This window comes from Roseiconus nitratireducens (assembly GCF_008629675.1).
GTDB lineage: Bacteria > Planctomycetota > Planctomycetia > Pirellulales > Pirellulaceae > Stieleria > Stieleria nitratireducens.
The window spans coordinates 143957-162358 of the sequence record NZ_VWOX01000007.1 but is presented as its reverse complement, the minus strand read 5'-3'; the positions used below and the strand labels follow the sequence as shown (position 1 = coordinate 162358).

General features: G+C 60.1%; 10 protein-coding genes. 5 read left to right on the top strand and 5 right to left on the bottom strand.

Features of this window, described 5'->3' with window-relative positions; genetic code table 11:
• Positions 1-485 precede the first annotated feature (485 nt).
• Positions 486-5816 carry a CheR family methyltransferase gene (locus FYK55_RS14045; RefSeq protein ID WP_150077061.1) on the bottom strand — a complete coding sequence of 1777 codons (5331 nt, stop codon included), beginning with the start codon at positions 5814-5816 and terminating at the stop codon, positions 486-488.
• A 315-nt stretch (positions 5817-6131) separates the two neighbouring features.
• Entirely contained in the window at positions 6132-6488 is a 357-nt protein-coding gene (locus FYK55_RS14040) for a hypothetical protein (RefSeq protein WP_150077060.1), read from the bottom strand.
• Positions 6489-6948: 460 nt separating this feature from the next.
• Between FYK55_RS14040 and FYK55_RS14035 the strand changes: the two genes are divergently transcribed.
• The 3 genes from FYK55_RS14035 to FYK55_RS14025 all read left to right on the top strand — a co-directional run bounded on the left by FYK55_RS14035 (position 6949) and on the right by FYK55_RS14025 (position 9397).
• Positions 6949-8079 carry a hypothetical protein gene (locus FYK55_RS14035; protein WP_235908686.1) on the top strand — a complete coding sequence of 377 codons (1131 nt, stop codon included), beginning with the start codon at positions 6949-6951 and terminating at the stop codon, positions 8077-8079.
• 59 nt (positions 8080-8138) lie between these two features.
• Complete coding sequence (locus FYK55_RS14030; RefSeq protein ID WP_150077058.1) at positions 8139-9029, top strand: mechanosensitive ion channel family protein; 891 nt, start codon at positions 8139-8141, stop codon at positions 9027-9029.
• Positions 9030-9196: 167 nt separating this feature from the next.
• The gene (locus FYK55_RS14025) at positions 9197-9397 is read left to right on the top strand and encodes a hypothetical protein (protein ID WP_150077057.1); all 201 of its coding nucleotides are present in this window, start codon (positions 9197-9199) and stop codon (positions 9395-9397) included.
• A 269-nt stretch (positions 9398-9666) separates the two neighbouring features.
• Here the strand turns inward: FYK55_RS14025 and FYK55_RS14020 are convergent, their stop codons facing one another.
• Positions 9667-14256, bottom strand: a complete 4590-nt coding sequence (locus FYK55_RS14020; RefSeq protein WP_150077056.1) for a chemotaxis protein CheB — start codon at positions 14254-14256, stop codon at positions 9667-9669.
• Between the two features lie 873 nt (positions 14257-15129).
• Here FYK55_RS14020 and FYK55_RS14015 point away from each other — a divergent pair.
• On the top strand, positions 15130-15603 hold the full coding sequence (locus tag FYK55_RS14015; protein WP_150077055.1) for a PA2169 family four-helix-bundle protein: 474 nt from the start codon (positions 15130-15132) through the stop codon (positions 15601-15603).
• Positions 15604-16018: 415 nt separating this feature from the next.
• On the top strand, positions 16019-17494 hold the full coding sequence (locus FYK55_RS14010; RefSeq protein WP_150077054.1) for a sigma-54-dependent transcriptional regulator: 1476 nt from the start codon (positions 16019-16021) through the stop codon (positions 17492-17494).
• A gap of 106 nt (positions 17495-17600) precedes the next feature.
• On the opposite strand, the gene FYK55_RS14005 is transcribed toward FYK55_RS14010, so the two are convergent.
• Together FYK55_RS14005 and FYK55_RS14000 are read right to left on the bottom strand one after the other, a co-directional pair.
• A complete protein-coding gene (locus FYK55_RS14005; protein WP_235908685.1) occupies positions 17601-17939 on the bottom strand; it encodes a DUF4235 domain-containing protein in 339 nt (112 codons plus the stop codon).
• 216 nt (positions 17940-18155) lie between these two features.
• Positions 18156-18398, bottom strand: coding sequence for a hypothetical protein (locus tag FYK55_RS14000; protein WP_150077053.1), 243 nt, complete (start codon positions 18396-18398; stop codon positions 18156-18158).
• Positions 18399-18402: the final 4 nt, after the last annotated feature.

Here is an 18402-nt window from a genome sequence, read left to right as displayed (position 1 = left end):
CATCGCTGCGGACAATCTGCGCATCGGAACATGGCGATGCACGACCGCATTTCTGAATCTCCTGGGCTCGGTCCGCTGGCGACAGGAGCCACTGACGAATTGATCGATGCAACGATCGCCACGGCGGTGAGCCAGTCGTTTGGGTTGCAAGTCCGGGGCCGCGAACGCACGGCAGTCCGCCGAAAACCGTTTTCGTTTCCGCCCCGTGATTCGCCGACTCATGTCGGCCACCAGCCCGAACCAGCCGGCCGAGGGGAACCGCCAGACTGACCGCCGATCGCCCACGCTGGTCGGCGACCAATCAAGCTCTGGGGGGTGTGGCTACCTCAAAGTAGCCAGCGACGGATGCACCGTTAGTTACACATCGCCACTTTGTGTGAGCCGCGTTGCGCTAGCAGCGGGCATTCTCGCATCAACCGGCGGCTAGCGCCTCGCCGCTCATTGCACTGCGAATCACGGTGTTTTTGATTGCGGGCGAAAACGACCTAGTTGACCAGCCGGTCGACGAGTTCTAACAGCTTTCCGGCATCGATCGGCTTGCTGAGGTAGTCGTTGCAGCCGCTATCGATGCATCGATTCGAATCGCCATCCATGGCTTCGGCCGTCAACGCGATGATCGGTCCGTCGAAGCCCATTTCGCGGAGCTTGACCGCGGTGCGATAACCGTCCAGCCGAGGCATCTGCATGTCCAGCAAGATGCCGTCGAAAGGTTCGCCTTGCCGGATCGCCGCTTCCAGTTTTTCGATGGCATCGATCCCATCAACGGCTTGGGTCACCGTAGCACCCGCCTTCTTTAGCAAACGTTCGCTGAGAAAGCGGATATCGCGGCGGTCGTCCACGACCAGCATGTGGCAATCCAGCTTGATCTTGGTCCCGGCGGTCGACGGTGGCTGGATGCTGGAAGGCGGCTTGGGGTCAATCAATGAAACGTCATCCACGTCGCCCGCATCGATCAAACAAATGAACCGACTTCCGTGGCCGCGACGACTTTTGCAACGGATGGTCCCGCCGAGCGCCTTGGCCAATCGCTGGCTGATCGCCAGGCCCAGCCCGGTGCCTCCGAAATCGCGATCGATCCTGGCATCTCCTTGAGAAAAAGGATTGAAAAGCCTTCGCTTCTGATCCTCGCTGATTCCGATTCCGGTATCAATCACGTCGATCTGAATGACCGGACCGGTGCACTTCAGTGCGTTTGGCCCATGATTCGATTCCATCTCGGACAGATCGATGGACTCTCCCTCCGGATGATATTGCACCACGATTTCGACGTGGCCCTCCTTGGTGAACTTGATGGCATTGCCCACCAGGTTGACCAGGATCTGTTTCAATCGCTTCGGATCACTCTCGATGCGTTGAGGCAGTTTTCCGTCGTAGCGGACATTCAGCTGCAGGTCCTTTTCCTGGGCGCGAACGTTCATGATCGACTGCACGTCGGCGACCAGCTTGGTCGGTTCGAAACTTTCCCGTGTGACTTCCAACTTACCCGCTTCGATCTTGGACAGATCGAGAATGTCGTTGATGATATCCAGCAGGAAGGTTCCGTTGCGGCGGATCGTCTGCAAGTTGTCGATGACCTCACGATCGTGCACCTGGTCCAACACCAAGTCGGTGTAGCCCAGGATCGACGTCATCGGGGTCCGAATCTCGTGGCTCATGTTGGCCAGGAAAGCGCTTTTGGAAGCGTTGGCGTTTTCAGCCTGCCGCCGCGCCGTTTCCAATTTCAATTCCGACGTCTTGCGGTCGGTGATGTCCAGTTCCACGCCGATCATCTGGACCGGTGAATCTTCATCTTCGACGCTGACGTGTGCCATTGCCAGAACCCAACGGTACTCGCCCTTCCGCTTGATTCGATATTCGGTGCGATACGGCTTGTGGCTATCCAGGCAGTCACGCAGGCGATGCTCCACGCGGTCCCGGTCATCCGGGTGCACCGCCCGCAAGTAGTCCGCCAGAGAGCCGGCCGATTCCATCGATGTCACGTCATCGGGCAATTCGCCGGACCAATACCAGCGGTCCTCTTGAATGTTCCACTGCCACAACTCCAACGCTGCAGCGCCGAGCGCCAGCCGGAGGCGCGCCTCGCCGGCACGGATTCGGCGTTCCTGCTCTTTGGATTCGGTGATGTCCCAGTTCAATCCCGAGAGCCGGGTTTGGCCGTCGCTGCAAACGCGTTGCCCGCGCCCGCAGATCCACCGAACCTGGCCATCGGGACGGCGGATGCGGAAATCACACCGGTATTCCGTGCCGTTGTCCAGGGTTTCTTCCAACGCCCGTTCAACGGCTGGCAGGTCTTCGGGCAAGATCAGGTCGATCACGCTTTGCCCGGCGATCGAAGGCGAGGACTCATCGGCATCGATCGACGGCAATCCCATCATCCGTAAAAAGTTGCCATCGACCAGCACTTGATCGGTTTCCGGTGTCCATTCGAATGCCGCCATATCCGCTGATGACATCGCCATCTCCAGACGCCGACGATTTTCCTCCAACTCACGCGTGTGGTTTTTTTCGCTGGTGATGTCGCGTGCCGCGATCAACCCGCGGACCGGCATGGCGCCCGAGTTTCCGACCTCAAAGAAGATCTGCTTGCGCACATCCAGCCAACGGACATGCCCATCGGGCAAGACGATCCGGTGGACGCACGCAATGCGATCACCGCGTCGATCGCCTTGCACCAGCGCGTCGATTTCGTCTTCAACGTGATGGCGATCATCAGGGTGAAACCGCTCGTGCACCTGTTCGCGGCTGACGGTGATCTCCTGCTCGCCAAAGCCATACATCCGGGCGGCCGCCGGCGACAGGTGAATCTGGTTCCTCGTGTAGTCAATCCGTCCCAACGCCACGTCGGCGACATCGATCCCCAACTGCAAGCGGGCTTCGGATTCACGAAGTTCCAAACGGGCACGGTGCCGCTCGGTGACGTCGGCCCCGGTCGCCACGATGAATAGCAGCCGTCCATCGTCGTCCAGGCCCGGCGTGTAGATGAAGTCGCAGATCCGCTCGCTGCCGTCGGTTCCCCGGAATGGCAACTCTTCTCGATACTGGCCTCCGGCGAGTACCTGCTGGAAACCGGCTTGCAACCGCTCGGCGACGCCCGGGACCTCCCGCCACCACGGCATGTCCCAAAAAAATTGTCCGACGGTCTGCTCCCGCGCGACGCCAAAGGTTTTCAAGGCGATCTCGTTGACGTCGGTCAACACGCCCTCGAGATCCAGGATGCCTTTCCAGTAGTAGCTCTGGTCAAACAACACCCGCAGGCGGTGTCGTGCCGACTGCACGGCCTCCATCGCTTCGACCAGTTTGCTCCGTTCGGCTTTCAAATCCGCTTCCCGCGCGGCGACCGCATCTTCGGCACGTTTGCGGTCGGTGATGTCGATGAACGTCACCACCAGGCCGTTGGTTTCATCATCGCCGGACTGGTAGGGAAGCACGCGTCGCAGCATCCATTTGCCCGAGTGCAATTGCACCGTGTCCTCCTGCGGGCGCTTCGCGCTGACCGAATTGATGGGTGGAAGCGGCGGCATGGCGTCCGCTTTGGGCACAAAAATGGAAAGCGGTCGTCCGATGTCGGTTGGAATGATGTCGTAGACCTCGGCCGCCGCCGGCGTGAAGCTGCGGATGGTCCAATCGTTGTCGACAAAGATCGTGGCAACCTGCGTGCTGCGCAACAAGTTGACCAGATTGGTATTCGCCTCCGAAAGCGCATCGGTTCCCGAACGAATCTCCTCGTTGGCCGACTGCAGCTCCTCGTTCATCGACAGCAATTCTTCGTTCGATGACTTCAACTCTTCATTGGCTGATTCCATCTCACGCATCGATTGGTTCAGCTCCATCCGGGTCGAAGCCAACTCCAGCTCCAACTTTTCCACCAAATCCTCGGCGTCCAACGAGGTGGAGCCGTCCTGGGAAGTTGTGCCCGATGCGTCCAGCCGCTCTGGGGTGCCGACGTCCTGAAAGACGATCAGGAACAGAGGACTTTCTTCGCCCAGCCGGGGCATCGGTTGAGCGGTGATCATGACTTGCTGGACACCCTCCTGGAGGTGCACACGAAGATTCTCCTGGACCGCGCGTCGCGACGTCCTGGCAGCCTCGCGCAGCGTGCTCCGCAGCCCCGTCCTCAACCCGCGGGGCGCCATCTTGATCACATTGTTTTCGAACGATCCGCTGGCGACGGTCAGGTACTTGTTCATACCGGCCGACGCGCACAGGATCTGCCCCGCTTCATCCACCACTGCCGTCTTGGGGGCAAATTCATCCAGGTTGATCCGCTGCATCACTTCGACCAGGTCGTCATCCTGGCCGCTGATGACTTGCTGGACCGGTTCCGGCAGGGACGCTCCGCCGGACCGCGTCTTCTCCGACCGTATCCCCACCGACCGTCGCTGCGAAATGCGATGCTTGCGGTTGATCGGCCGAAACAGTTCGGGATGTGACGTCAGAGTTTCGCTGGGACCGAGAAACAGAAACCCTTTCGGACGGAGCGCGTAGTGGAAAACGGAGATCAACTTCTTCTGCAGGTGCGGTCCCAAGTAGATCAGCAGGTTCCGACAGGAAATCAAATCCTGACGACACAGCGGTGGGTCGCTGATCAAATTGTGCGGCGAAAACAGAACCTTCTCGCGAATCTCCGGAACGACGTGAAACCGGTTGCCCCGGGCCAAGAAGAATCGATCCAACCTTGCTGGCGAAAGCTGGTCCCGGATGCCAGCGGGATACTGTCCCTGACGGGCGATGCGCAGCGCCTTTTCGTCGATGTCGGTGGCAAAGATCTGGACCTGTGGCGCGGCCGACAGGCCCTCGGTGACCTCACTGCACAACATCGCAATGCTGTAGGCTTCCTCGCCGGTCGCACAGCCCGGGACCCAGATCCGCACGGTCTCCTCAGCCCGCCGTCGAGTGAACAGCGGCTGGAGCACCTCTTTGGCGAGCGCATCGAATGCCTGGGGGTCACGAAAGAACGCCGTCACTCCGATCAACAGGTCCCGGAACAATTGCCCCGCCTCTTCCGGGTCGTCGTAGACCCGACCGACGTAGTCGGAAACCTGTTCGGTTTTGGAAACCTGCATCCGCCGCTGAATCCGGCGTACGAGCGTCCCCGGGTTGTAATGTTCGAACCGGTGTTCCGAATGCTGGGTCAGCGCGTCGGCGATCGCCGGAATCGCATCGCGAATCTGTCGCTGCAAGGACTCGTCGGATTGTTCGTCGTGGAGACGTTCCAGGTAGTCGATGTAGCGGGTCAGTTCGCCGGCAATCTGCTCCGGAGCCAGCACGTGATCGGCCACGCCCAACGTCGCCGCGCTGCGGGGCATGCTGTCGAACCTGGCGGACTCGGAGTCCTGCGCGAACGTCATCCCGCCGGCGTCGCTGATCGCTTTCAGCCCAATCGTGCCGTCGGTGCCTGAGCCGGACAGGATGATCCCGATCGTTTCCAAATCGGTCTGGGCGGCCAACGACTGGAACAAAAAGTCGATCGGCTGAATCGCCAAGCCATCGTCGGGCTCCGCGATGCGAACCGCCGATCCAAAAACTTCCAGACATGTTTCCCGAGGCGCCAAATAGACGTGACCGGCAGCCAGCTTTGTGGTCCCCGAAACGACTTCGACGGGAAGCCGGGTGGATTCCCGCAAACGCTGCACGTCCAATTCGCCGCCTTCCGCTCCGCCGGGTTGGGCGATGATCAAGGCAGCATGCGGGTTGCCGGAAAGTGCCTTCAGCAATCGGCACAGCGATTCCGACCCGTCCCCGCTGGCACCCACGCCGACGATCAAACAGGGGGCAGGATCTTCCCGATCCGGTGAACAGGACGAGTGCTTCGTCATTCGACCGCCGTGATGTGACTTACTGACAACGCGCAACCGGATCGGGCCGCCGCTCGCCTGCCAAACGGTGCCAGTTTCGGCCCCGGGATTTCTCACCACTCAGACTCGGGCGAGTCTCTGGAAATCTGACCTGGCGGATTCCGCAGAGCCGTGGCATGCAGAGCCACGGCCTGCTGGGCAATTGACCGGGCAGCCGAATTCGACAGCCCGGTCGGTGATCCGTTGGTGGCGAGACTCGCAATGCGACGGAACTGGAAACCCGGCCCCCAATTCCAGACGGATCAGGTCCCAGAGGAATTCCGGCCCTGGAGGGATTCAGGTCGCGTTCACCTGGCCCAAGGCCGCGATCTCTTCCAGCAGTGATTCTATCGCAGGAGAAATGTCATTCCAGATGGCCTTTGCTTCCGCCCGGCGGCCCCCCCGACAAGCCTCGATCAGCCGTTGCAGATGCGACGTCGGTTCACCGGCCTCAAACCCGCTGAGCAATCCCTTCAGGGCGTGAGCCGTCTTGGCGGCCTCGACACAGCTCTCCGCTTTCACCTGTTCGTCCAGGCGAGCGAGCATTTCCGGTCCGTCCTCGGAGGCAATCTCTGCCAACATGATCAGCATTTCTTCGTCCCCCGCGACTCGCTGCAGAGCCTCAGAGAAGCGAATTCGTTGTGATTCGTTCAATCGACTTTCCCTCTTCGTCATAGCCAATCCGCGATGGTTGCTAATCGCCCGATCAGTGGTCAGCGATCAACCACAACGGACGATTGTTTCCAACGGGCGTCTGAGAAGCGTCAAAACTTCCCGGCCATTCCCGCCGCTGCCGACGAACGCAAGGTCCGTGCCAAGCGAGATTCGGGATCGATGCTCCGGCTCCGTCCTGACTCAAATCCTCCTGTTCGAGCCCCTCGAATCGCCCCACGTGGCCGGCGATTCTGCCCCAGAGCATAACGAATTTCCCGCCAGCGTGGCGGAGGGTGCCCGGCCGATCTATGGTGTGCGGGGGAAGGATCGACTCTGGCAATCAGCCGCCGTCGCGGCGAAGTCGGTTTCCCGCCCCCAATGCCCCCAAACCGGCGGAGCAGGAATGGCCAACCGGCCACCAAGCACCTTTCGAACCCTTGGTCATTTTGATTACCCCGGCATGCCCGCTGAAGCGGGGCTGCGACGCTGGACGACCAAGCTGATCCAGAGGGTTCGGGGGAAGGAAGAAAACCCCTTCGTCGCCCGCGACAAACTCCGCTTGGCAAGCAGCGACCGCCTGGATCGACTGGTCCCACCGCCCGCTTGCGGACCGCTGCTCCGCGAGATGCAGGAGACGTTCGCCGACTGGATCGAAGAACCCGAACCTTCCAATTGGATGCAATTGGTCGTTCTGCCGCCCTGCGACCGCAACAACCTGGTCCAGCAATGGGCCGAACAGCAACAGTTCGAGGTCGTCGCCGCACCGCAGCGCGATCGGATCCTGACCGCTGGAGACGCTTCTGAATTGCCAGCCGTCGAGTTGCCAGCCGTCGAATCGGCAGCAGCCCAGGGAGAACACGTGCTGGTCATCCCGCGGCTGGAACAGTGGTTCCTTCGGCACCGACGTGGACTGGACCTGGTCCGCTGCCTGCTGGACCGGCTGGCGTTGCTCCGCCGGCACTGCGTGGTCGGTTGCAATAGCTGGGCCTGGGGATTCTTGTCCCGGGCCGTCGGTGCCGACCTGGCGTTGCCCCATCCGGTGACCTTCGAATCATTCACGACCGACCGCCTGCAGGGCTGGTTCGGCGAATTGGCCGAGAACGGCGAAACGGAAGCTCGCACCTTCCGGCGTTCGCTGGACGGCAAAGACATCTTCGCGACCAACGAAGACGGCGCACCGCAATCGGACTACCTGGCCACGCTGGCGGCCCAAAGCTTCGGCATCCCCTGGATCGCCTGGCACCTGTGGCGAAGCAGTCTGCGTCTGGGGCCAAAACCGGAGGACGGCGGTGAAGAGAAGTTCCCCGACGAGCAAACGTTGTGGGTCACCGAGCCCGAGGAGTTTGATCTGCCTGCATCGCACCGGGGTTCCGCCTTGCTGACCCTGCACGCGTTGCTGCTGCATGACACACTGACGGCCGAGCAGGTCCACACCGTGCTTCCCAGCATCGACGAGTCAAATCTGTTGACGGCTTTGATCAACAACGGCTTCGTGGAGCAGGAGAACGATCATTTCCGCTGTCGCGCCGTGGCCTACCCGACCATTCGACGCGCCTTGAACGATGCGGGATTCCCGATGGATCGGCTTTGACGCCGGTTTGCTTCCCCGCCCTCCGACACACGCCTCGACCCGACACACGCCTCGAATTCATGCTTGCCGCCGCCGACAGCCTCGTTCCCGATACCGATCAAGCCGTCAAGCTGATCAATGACTGGAAAGACATCAGCCTGGTGCAGATTGCGGCCATCGCCGGCGGCGCCTGGCTGATCATCACCGTCGTCCGCCACGTCCTGCCGTGGCTGGCCCAGCAGGTCCCCAATCAGCTTCGGCTGTACCTGTTGGGAGCCGTGCCGATCATTCGCCTGGTGGTGATGGTCGCGGCCATCCTGTGGATCTTTCCGATCATCTTCAATGTCACCTTCCAGAATTTCCTGGTCATCGCGGGGGGTGCCAGCGTCGCCATCGGGTTCGCGTTCAAGGATTACGTGAGCAGTCTGATCGCCGGGACCGTCGCCGTTTTTGAACGGCCGTATCGGCCGGGTGACTGGGTGAAGATCGGAGGCAACTACGGAGAAGTTCAGGCGGTCGGCTTGCGGGCATTGACGCTGCGAACCGAGGACGACGATGTGATCACCGTGCCCCACCTGCGAATCTGGCAAGACAACATCTGCAACAGCAACGATGGCGAGCGCAGCCTGATGTGCGTCGCCGATTTCTTCATCGAACCCGATCACGACGCCGCGGAATTGCGGGCCGCCTTTCGCGATGTCGCGCTGACCAGCGCCTACCTGGAGTACGACAAACCGGTGCTGGTCATGCTGAGCGAAAAGCCGTGGGGAACGCAGTACCGCGTCAAAGCGTACCCGTTCGACATGCGCGACCAATTCGCATTCATCAGCGACTTGACCGTTCGCGGCAAACTGGCACTCGCCGAATGCGGTGCCCAGGAAGTCTCTGCCACATTTGCAGGAGAGTTTTCGGGCGAACAGCCACCCAATTCCGCCACGCAGTCTTCAGGAAAAACGGACTCGATCACTTGATCGTCCTCTCCGGTGCAATCCCCAAAGCACCCCAGCGTGCCTGCCGTGAAACTGGCTGCGCCGAAAACGGTGCACGTCGGATTTGAAATCGGGCCGCGCGGCACGAACCTTGCACCGCTTGCAGGCATCACCTTACTTTGCCAAGCAACTTTTTTAGGAATGCTATCATGCGTCAAGTTCACGCCCCCATCGAAACCAATCATGGTGTCTCTTACCCGGTCGTCGGCGTGGGTCGATTCCGGCAAGACCGTTTGGGCAACGCTGACGCGTCCGAACCGCTGATTGAGGATGATGAAGTGCCAATCACCGCGACGACGTCCACCCCGCCCACCCTTACCACCGAATCGAACACTTCTCAAAAGAGCTGACGCCTTCGCTCTTTCGCTCCTCTGTCTTGAAGCTTGGTTCTGCCCCGCCTTCAACCCAAAAACCGCGAAATGCAAAACAATGAGCGGCAAGGCGCCAGCCGCCGGTTGAGGCGAAAAAACCCGCGTCTAGCGCCACGCGGTTCACCCAAGGTGGCGCTGTTCAGCGAACGAACCAGCTGAAATCCAAGCTGAAATCAACGACGCCGGGCGTGATCCGTTGAAATCTTTTCAGCCGCGTTGAAACTTTTTCAACGGCGGCCGAGTTGGCGTCAGGAGCCGCCATCGGCTTGCGCAACTTGGTTCGACCCCTCTCTCATCAGCCGGTCAACCATTTTGACTAACCGCCGCCCATCAACAGGTTTGGCGATGTAGTCGGTGCAGCCGAAATCGATGCACGCTTCTCGTTCGCCGTCCATCGCGTCGGCCGTCAGTGCAATGATCGGGACATCGAAGCCGTCCTGGCGGAGCTTGATCACGGCTTCCTTCCCGGTCATGACGGGCATTTGCATGTCCATCAGGATCAGCTTGAACGGGTGACCCTCTTCGCGGGCGGCACGCGCGGCATCGACCGCTTGCCTTCCATCTTCGGTCACCACCACTTCGGCGCCGCATTTTTCCATGAAGTACTTCACCACCCTCCAGATATCACGACGGTCGTCGGCCAACAGGACTCGAGCGTGAATCTGGGGGAACCGAAACGTCGATTCGCGTTGGGTTCGCTCTGGACGTTCGGGTGAAGGCCGAACCAGCTGAGATAGTTGTTCCGCCGTGACGGGCAACCGCAAGGTGAAGACGCTACCGTTCCCTTTCCGGCTTTCGACTTGGATATCGCCGCCCATGGCATCGACCAGTCGCTTGCTGATGCTCAACCCCAATCCCGTGCCGCCATACTTTCGCTTCGCCCGATGGCTGCCCTGGGTGAAGGGTTGAAACAGATCCTGAAGCTGCTCGTCGGACATTCCGATGCCGGTATCAGCCACGCGGACAACCAGATCGGCCGCCCCGCTGCCGTTCGATTCGGCATCAGAATTTCGCTCCAGCGCGATCGTCACCCGGACCTCGCCCTCGTCGGTGAACTTGAGGGCATTGCCGATCAAGTTGACCAGGATTTGTCGCACCCGAACTCGATCGGCGGTGACCTCGCGGGGCACTTCGGATTGGAATTCGACGATCAGCGGAATGCCTTCCTGACGGGCCCGAACGTGCATCAGGTCGGCCACATCTTCGATGACCTGCGCCACGTTGACAGATTCATTGTCGATATCCAGCTTTCCGGCTTCGATCTTCGACAGATCCAGAATGTCGTTCAACAATGACAGCAGGTACTTGCCGTTGCGGGTGATCGTATCGATCTTCTCGATCGCATTGGAATCGTCCGTCTCGGCGCGAAGCATGTCCGCGAAGCCCAACACCGCGGTCATCGGTGTCCTCAATTCGTGACTCATGTTCGCCAGGAATTCACTTTTCGTTTCACTGGCGGCCAACGCCCGTTGCTGCGACGCGCGGAGTGCCGCTTGTTTGTTTGCCAGCGTTTCGTTGGCACGTTTGAGTTTCTCTTGCGCCTCGCGTTGGGCAGTCACGTCGTGCTGGACGCCGACAAAATGCGTCAGGGTACCGTCACCTTCATGAACCGGCGTCAATTGCAACTCGTTCCAGAAAGGGGACCCATCCTTGCGATAATTCAACAGTGTGACGACGCATCGTTTGCCTTCGTGAATCGATTCGCGAAGTTCGGCAACTTTCTGACGGTCCGTTCGCTCACCTTGCAGGAACCGGCAATTCTTGCCCAACGTTTCTTCGGGGCTGTAACCGGTCATTTCATAGAAACCGGGATTGGCATAGATGATCGGGCAATCATGTTGGCGAACGTCGCAGATCAGAATCCCGTTGACGGCGGATTCAATCGCCTTGTATTGCAAACGCAACTGTTGTTCGTCCCGCCGACGGGCGGTGAGATCCCGCATCGTGGCGAACAGAAACTGTTGGCTCCCGAATGAAACCGAGCTGACCGAGATCTCGACGAAAATCTCCTCGTCGTCCTGGCGTCGCAAACGACTTTCAAACGGCGCGATTCCCGTGGATTCGCACTGGGATAGCATTTGCGAGACACGGGAGTTGTTCATCGACTGGTCGATCACCGCCAGCGACTGCCCGACCAGGTCGTCGCTTTGGTAACCCAGCAAGGTTGTCACAACCGGGTTGACGTACAGCATCTTGCCCCGAGCGTCCGCCAGAACAAACAGGTCCATCGCCGACTCGGCCATGTAGCGAAACTTTTCCAGCTCGCGTCTGGCATCGACCAGGCTTTGAACATCGATCAGCGTTAGCACCACGCCCTCGACTTCGTCACCCGATCGGTAGGGCAACATTCGCAGCAGGAACGCCGTGCCCTGGCGGTCGTAAATATTGACCTCCTTTTCTTCCCGCGATTCGAAAACCTCTTCCAGGTCTTCCAGCAGCCGACCGTAATTCAAGTTGTGGACGAAACCTTTGATCGAGCGTCCGACGTCCTGCGGGACCAGATGGAACACGCGAGCGACTTCCGGGGTGAACCGCCGGATGCAGAATTCCGAATCCAGAAAGATGACGCCGACGCGGGTGGTCGCCAGCAGGTTGTCCATGTCATTGTTGGCCTGCGTCAGCTCCTCCACCCGCCGTTGGTGTTCCGCGTTGACCGTGTACAGCTCCTCGTTGACGCTGTGCAATTCCTCATTGGTGCTTTGCAGTTCTTCGTTGGATGCCGTCAGCTCCTCATTGGTCGCTTGCAACTCCTCGTTGGAAGTTTCCATCTCTTCGATGGTCGCCTGCAGGTTCTCCTGGGCGTAGCGCAGATCCGTCTCCAGGTGGTCGATGCGGTCTTGCGAAAGCTTGCCAACGTCGACGGCCGTCTCGGAGACGGGGTTTTCGTTTCGGGCGGCTACCGCATGGATTTCGACCAGCAGATTGTCGATGCCTTTGGCGGGATTCTGGATCGGCTCGACCGTTAACTGCAGGTTTTCGACACCGGCGTCCGTAGAAATCTGCAGCCCGGTGTAGCGGGCCAACTCCCCTTTGCGTTTGGCGTGCTGCAGTGCTCCTGTCAGCGGCGTTTTGAGCGAGGGCAGAATCGAATCGAGCAAGTTGTTGCTGGGCCGACCGCTGGTGTACTGCAGGTAGCGTTGCGCGCCGCCGAAGACGTGCAGAATCTCGTGGGTCTCATCCACCAGGATGCTCGGCGGCATCTTGCGATCGAGCAGCACATCGTAAGTGGCCAGCAGAGCGCTCTCCACGCCGCCGCGATGCACGGCGACGGCACCGCGCTGCCGCGTGTCGGTGGGCATGTTCATTTTCAGCGATGGCTCCAGCGGCAGCCGCACGTCACGACGTTTGGAGTAAATCCGCCAGCGTTTGTCCAATTCGCCGAACTCGTCCGACAACTCGCCGGTGGTCTCGCTCGGCCCCAGGAACAGCGTCCCCCCGGACTTCAGGGCAAAGTGGAACAGAGACAGCGCCTTTTTCTGGGCCGGAGCCTGAAGGTAGATCAGCAGGTTGCGACACGTCACCAGGTCCATCTGCGTGAACGGCGCATCTTCCAGCAGATTGTGCGGCGCGAAGATCACGTTCCGGCGTAACTCAGACCGAACGTGGTAGCCGTCGCGCTTTTGCAGAAAATAACGCTGCTTGCGATCGGCCGACATCTCGGACATCGAATCCGGCGGGTACACGCCCCTGGCACCAATGCTCAGCGATCCATGATGGGCGTCGGTGGCAAAGATCTTGACCTCCAGGTTCTGCCCCCGTCGCCGCATTTCCTCGTCGATCAAAATGGCGATCGAGTACGCTTCCTCGCCTGAGGCGCACCCGGCCACCCAGACCCGAATCGTGTCCTGCCTGTCTTTTCCTGAAAACAGCTTGGGAATCACTTGGGACTCAAGCGTCTCGAACGCCGCCCGATCACGAAAGAATTTCGTCACGCCAATCAACAGATCCTTGTACAGGTCATTGATCTCCCCGGGATTGTTCTCAATCTGAGCGATGTACTGCTCGATGGACTTGGACCGCGAGAGTTCCAATCGGCGTTGAATCCGCCGCCCAACCGTGCTGGATTTGTAAAAGGAAAAATCCAGACCGTGTTGCTGCTGCAGCAATTCAAAGATCCGGTCGATTCCCTCGGATCGGCCAGCCATCAGTGTGCTGGCGGCAATCCGCTCGGCGTTCCAACCGTCCCGCGTGTAACGCAGCAAGGCCTCCGCGATCGCCGCGGGCTCCGCCACCACGTCGACACACCCGGTCGCCGCCGCACTCAACGGCATCCCGTCAAACCGAGCCGAGTTGGCATCCTGGGCCAAGACGAAACCGCCGGCCTCATGGATGTGCTGGATGCCGCGGGATCCGTCACTGCCGGTTCCGGACAACACCACCCCGATGGCCTTCTTTTGGACATCACTTGCCAGCGATCGGAAAAACTGGTCGATCGGGTGGGAAAGCGAGCCATCGGTCGCTTTCTCCGTTAGCAGCAACTTGCCGCTGGAAATCACCATCTCCTTTCGCGGCGGGATCAGGTACACGGCGTTTGAATCGACCCGCATCCCGTTTTCCACGCGATGCACCGGCATCTTCGTCTTGCGGCCAAGCAATTGCTGCATGTGGCTCTTGAAGTCCGGTGACAGGTGTTGGATGACGACAAACGCCATCCCACTGTCTGTGGGCAATACCGAAAACAACTCCTCCAGCGCTTCCAATCCGCCCGCGGATGCTCCCACGCCAACGACATGAATCCCCGGGCGGTCACGTTCGACGGCCGGTTGTTCTGACTGGTGCCCCTCGGATTGCAGCTTGGAAAGCTGCTGTTCAGCTGATTGCAGCGGTTCGCTCGCCATAGTCTCGTTTCATGATGTCCCTATTCAACCTTCGGTCGCTTGTAATCGATGCCACCGCGAAACGAAAGCTGCCCCACTCTATTCTATGCCGTCGCAGCGATTGCCCAACGGGGAGCGCAAGCCGGCTCCAACCCCGCATCACCATTTTGCGGTGCACGAAAACCGACCAGGCCGAACGGGGATCGCGCAGCTGCGATGAACGATTCGCCACCGTTGGTTGGTCATCGCTCGGCACGGCAGTCCGGTCACGCCGCAACAGCTTTGCCAAATTCTCCGGAAAGGCTTACCGGTCTCCCGGAAACTCGCAGCGAAGGCCTGGCTGTCGACGCATTTCCGCGTGCCCTCGCGGGCAGTTTCCGCCGGTGGCATGCAACTGGCGGACCACCAAGTTCGATCCAGCTTCCGCTGTGACAGTCTGACCGCTGGGAGTGGCTTGAGTCTGGCCCCAGGAAAGAGCCGCCGACGGAGATCTCCCGGGCGCTCCGGCACCATCGCCCGCGGAGGTTTCAACGGAGCAACGGGAACGAAAGACGCGAGGCGGTGGACGTTGCGACACGGCATAGCGATTGCATCGCTGCGCTCGCGATCACGGCGGAAAGCCACGCTCTGGCGAGCGTCGTGACTCGCTTTCAGACAAAGCCGAGCTGAACAGCGTCACCCCCCGGGCCGGCGAAAGAAGAACGTCAGCGAAACAATAGAATCGGTCACGTCATTCGACCGGCAATCAATGAAAATAGCGGATCGGCTGAACGTCGTCCCTATGGGACACGGCAAACGTCGGCGACCTCCGGCGACTCGATTCCAACAACCAACCCCGGCTCCCCCAACGTTCACTGGCCTTTTTCACACTGGCCCTTTCCAGGGAAACCGCCCATGGAACCTCAACGCACCCCCAAAGCCTCCGATGGCCCCGTGGCCGACAAGGTCCACAAACTGGTCCGCGCCAATGTGGATTCCGCCCATGGATTCCGCGAGGCGGCCAAACTGGTCAAAGATTCCGATCTGACGTCGTGGTTCAGCTCTCTGGCCGACCAGCGTTCGGCCTCCGCCCAAGAGCTTCGGCAATGGCTTGGCGATCGCACGGACGCGGACGACCGTGGCAGCGTCGCGGCGACCACGCATCGGCTGTGGATGGACCTGCGAGCGCGACTCAGCGGCGGTGACGCCTATCCGATCCTGGTCGAGATCCAACGGGGAGAGGGTTTCATCAAGGAAGCTTACGAATTGGTGCTTCGGCTGATCAACGACGAACCGCTGAAGACCCAACTGCAGCGGCAATATGAAGAAATCTCTGTGACCGACGACAAACTCTTCCAGTTGGTGCAAACGCACGCCTCACAGGGCTGAGCACGGCGTTGACGACGGATCCGGCCGGGCAGTGCCAGACAGCGGAGATCGACAGGGCAGTCGGTCACCGAGGGCACTACGGCGCACCCGTTTCCGCAACCGCCTTTTTGTGGTCCCGGGCACGCCATCGCCCCGATGGCGCGGCGGAAAGCCGGTATGGATCCGGCTGCCGGCCCGCCCTCATGGCCGCCGGCGTGAGCCTCACGCCGGCGGCCACCGTGCATGCCATCCGGTCGGCAGTCGCGACCTGTTTTTGCCGCGGGCGCCGTAAAATTGACGTCGGATATTCGACATCCGGCTGACATTCCGTATATTGATGGATCGTGCGGAATCTCCTATGGCAGCAGGCATCGCAACTCGTTTCCCGTCACTACAGAACAAAATACGTTCAACGCCCGTCGCTTGAGTGGTCCGTATGCCTAAACTACTTGTCATTGATGATGACCGAACCGTTCTGGCTTTTGCCGAACGGTTGCTATCGAACATTGCCGAAATCGAAACCGCCGCGACGGGTGCGGACGGACTGGCAAAGCTCCGGCGGGGGTCCTTTGACGCGGTTTTGCTGGACATCCAGTTACCGGACCAGAACGGGCTGGCCGTCTATTGCGAGATCAAGGACTTCGACCGCCGCATTCCCGTGATCTTCATGACCGTCGAAGCGGCCAGCGGCACGGCTATCGAAGCGATGCAATTGGGCGCCTACGACTACGTTGCCAAACCGCTGGCGGTGGAACCGTTGCGAGACCTGGTCGAGAAAGCCATTGAGCAACGGCAGATCAGCAGCGTCCCCGTCGCCATCAGCGCCAACGACCAACACGACGATGATTCGGCCGAGTTGTTCATTGGACGTTCGTCCGCGATGCTGGACGTGTTCAAGGCAATCGGGAAAGTCAGCAAGCAAGACGTTCCCGTTTTGGTTCGCGGTGAAAGCGGAACCGGGAAGGAGTTGGTTGCACGAGCGCTCTATCAATACAGCCACCGCGGCGACGAACCGTTCCTGGCAGTGAACTGTGCCGCGCTCCCGGACAACCTCCTGGAGAGCGAACTGTTTGGGCATGAGAAGGGCTCCTTCACGGGCGCCGAGTCTCGCCGTATTGGAAAGTTCGAACAGTGCAACGGCGGCACCCTGTTCCTGGACGAAATCGGGGACATGGCCCCAGCGGTTCAGGCGAAAGTGCTGCGCGTGCTGCAGGAACAACGATTCGAGCGGGTCGGCGGCAATAAGGAACTGACCACCGACGTCCGGATCATCGCGGCAACAAACCGACCGTTGGAACAGATGGTCACCGATGGCGAGTACCGCGAAGACCTGCTGTACCGCCTGAACGGCGTGACCATCGAACTGCCACCGCTGCGAGAACGTCTGAGCGATGTGCCCGCGCTCATCCAGTTCTTTCTGGCCCAAGCGAAGGCCGAGTTCAAGAAACCTGACCTGGAAGGACTTTCGCCGGAGGCCGTCGATATGCTGACGAACTATCACTGGCCAGGAAACGTCCGCCAGTTGCGAGCCGTCATTCGCCGCAGCGTCTTGGACTCGGTCATGCCGGTGATCACGCCTGACGTGCTGCCCGCCGAGATCGTCCGATCGACGACCGGTGCGGTCGACTCCCAGCAACGCCCTGCCGCCAACGGCAGCCCGGCGGCATCCATTCCCGGATCGGGACTTCCGCAACTGGTTCGCAAACTGCTCTCGGAGAAATCGTCCAACGTGTACGCGGAAGCCACCGAGTACATGGAACGTTACGTGATCACCGAGGTGCTCAAGGCGACCGATGGCAATCAGAGCCAGGCGGCTGAGATTCTCGGGATCACCCGCGGAAAACTTCGCGACCGCATTACGACGTACAAGATTTCGCTGAAGAGCAACGTCGAAATTGAGCCGGTCGCCTGATTGTTGATCTGTGTCGCGGCTTCCGTCGGCCTACGCCGACGGCAGGGAACTGTCGGCGCTTCGCGACTGGAGTCAATGAAGGGTCAGCGTCTGGAAACGGGCTGCTCTACGAGTGAAATCGACGGTAGGCGTGCGAGGATGCACGACGCGACGCGATTCGGGCAATTCCGATCAAGGCCCCAGAAACGGCGCCCCACAGCAGCGCCTCTCGCCATTGAACCTCATGCGAGGCGGGATTCTTTGGCGGCACTTCATCAAACGTCTGCTTCCAACCGGCTTGCAAAGCATTTCTAGCTAGAAAGGTCGCTCCCATCGCCGCGACGAACGCCAGTGCATTTTCTGCCGGAGCGATACCCGCGTTCGCATCGTCTTCGGGTTGAAACTCGCGATCGGTCGCGTTCGATTTCAGTTCGTCAAGCTTTTCTTGGATTTGCTCAAGCATCATTCAAGGTTTTGGAAATGTGGCAGCAGCCATCATCGGCTGCGCGGTCAATGAACCAAAGGTTGCCAGGGGTGACCTCACGGCGTCCTGGCATTGGCGAACCAGTGGCGGATAACGGGCGACCACCGGCTGGGACTGGCCCTGTCCGGTGGCCCTGTCTGGCGAAGGCGTTCGGCCCATTCAGACATCAGGACTTCAAGCGAGTCAAAACTCAACGGGTCAGGGCTTCAGCTTCCAGCCCAGCAGGAAACCCAGACCAAATGCCCAGCACGCCGCCACGTCCGGGTTGTCCTTGGCGTATTCCTTGGCCAGTCCGAACAGGTCTTTTGCCGGTTCCTTGACATAGTGCTGCGCAGCTTCCTGGCCGACTTCGACGGCCGAGTGAGCGAAGTGCTGGGCCTGCTCTCGAGCCTGTTCGGACAGCTTTGCGTGTTCGTGCGATGCGGCAGTCTCATTTTCCATCGAA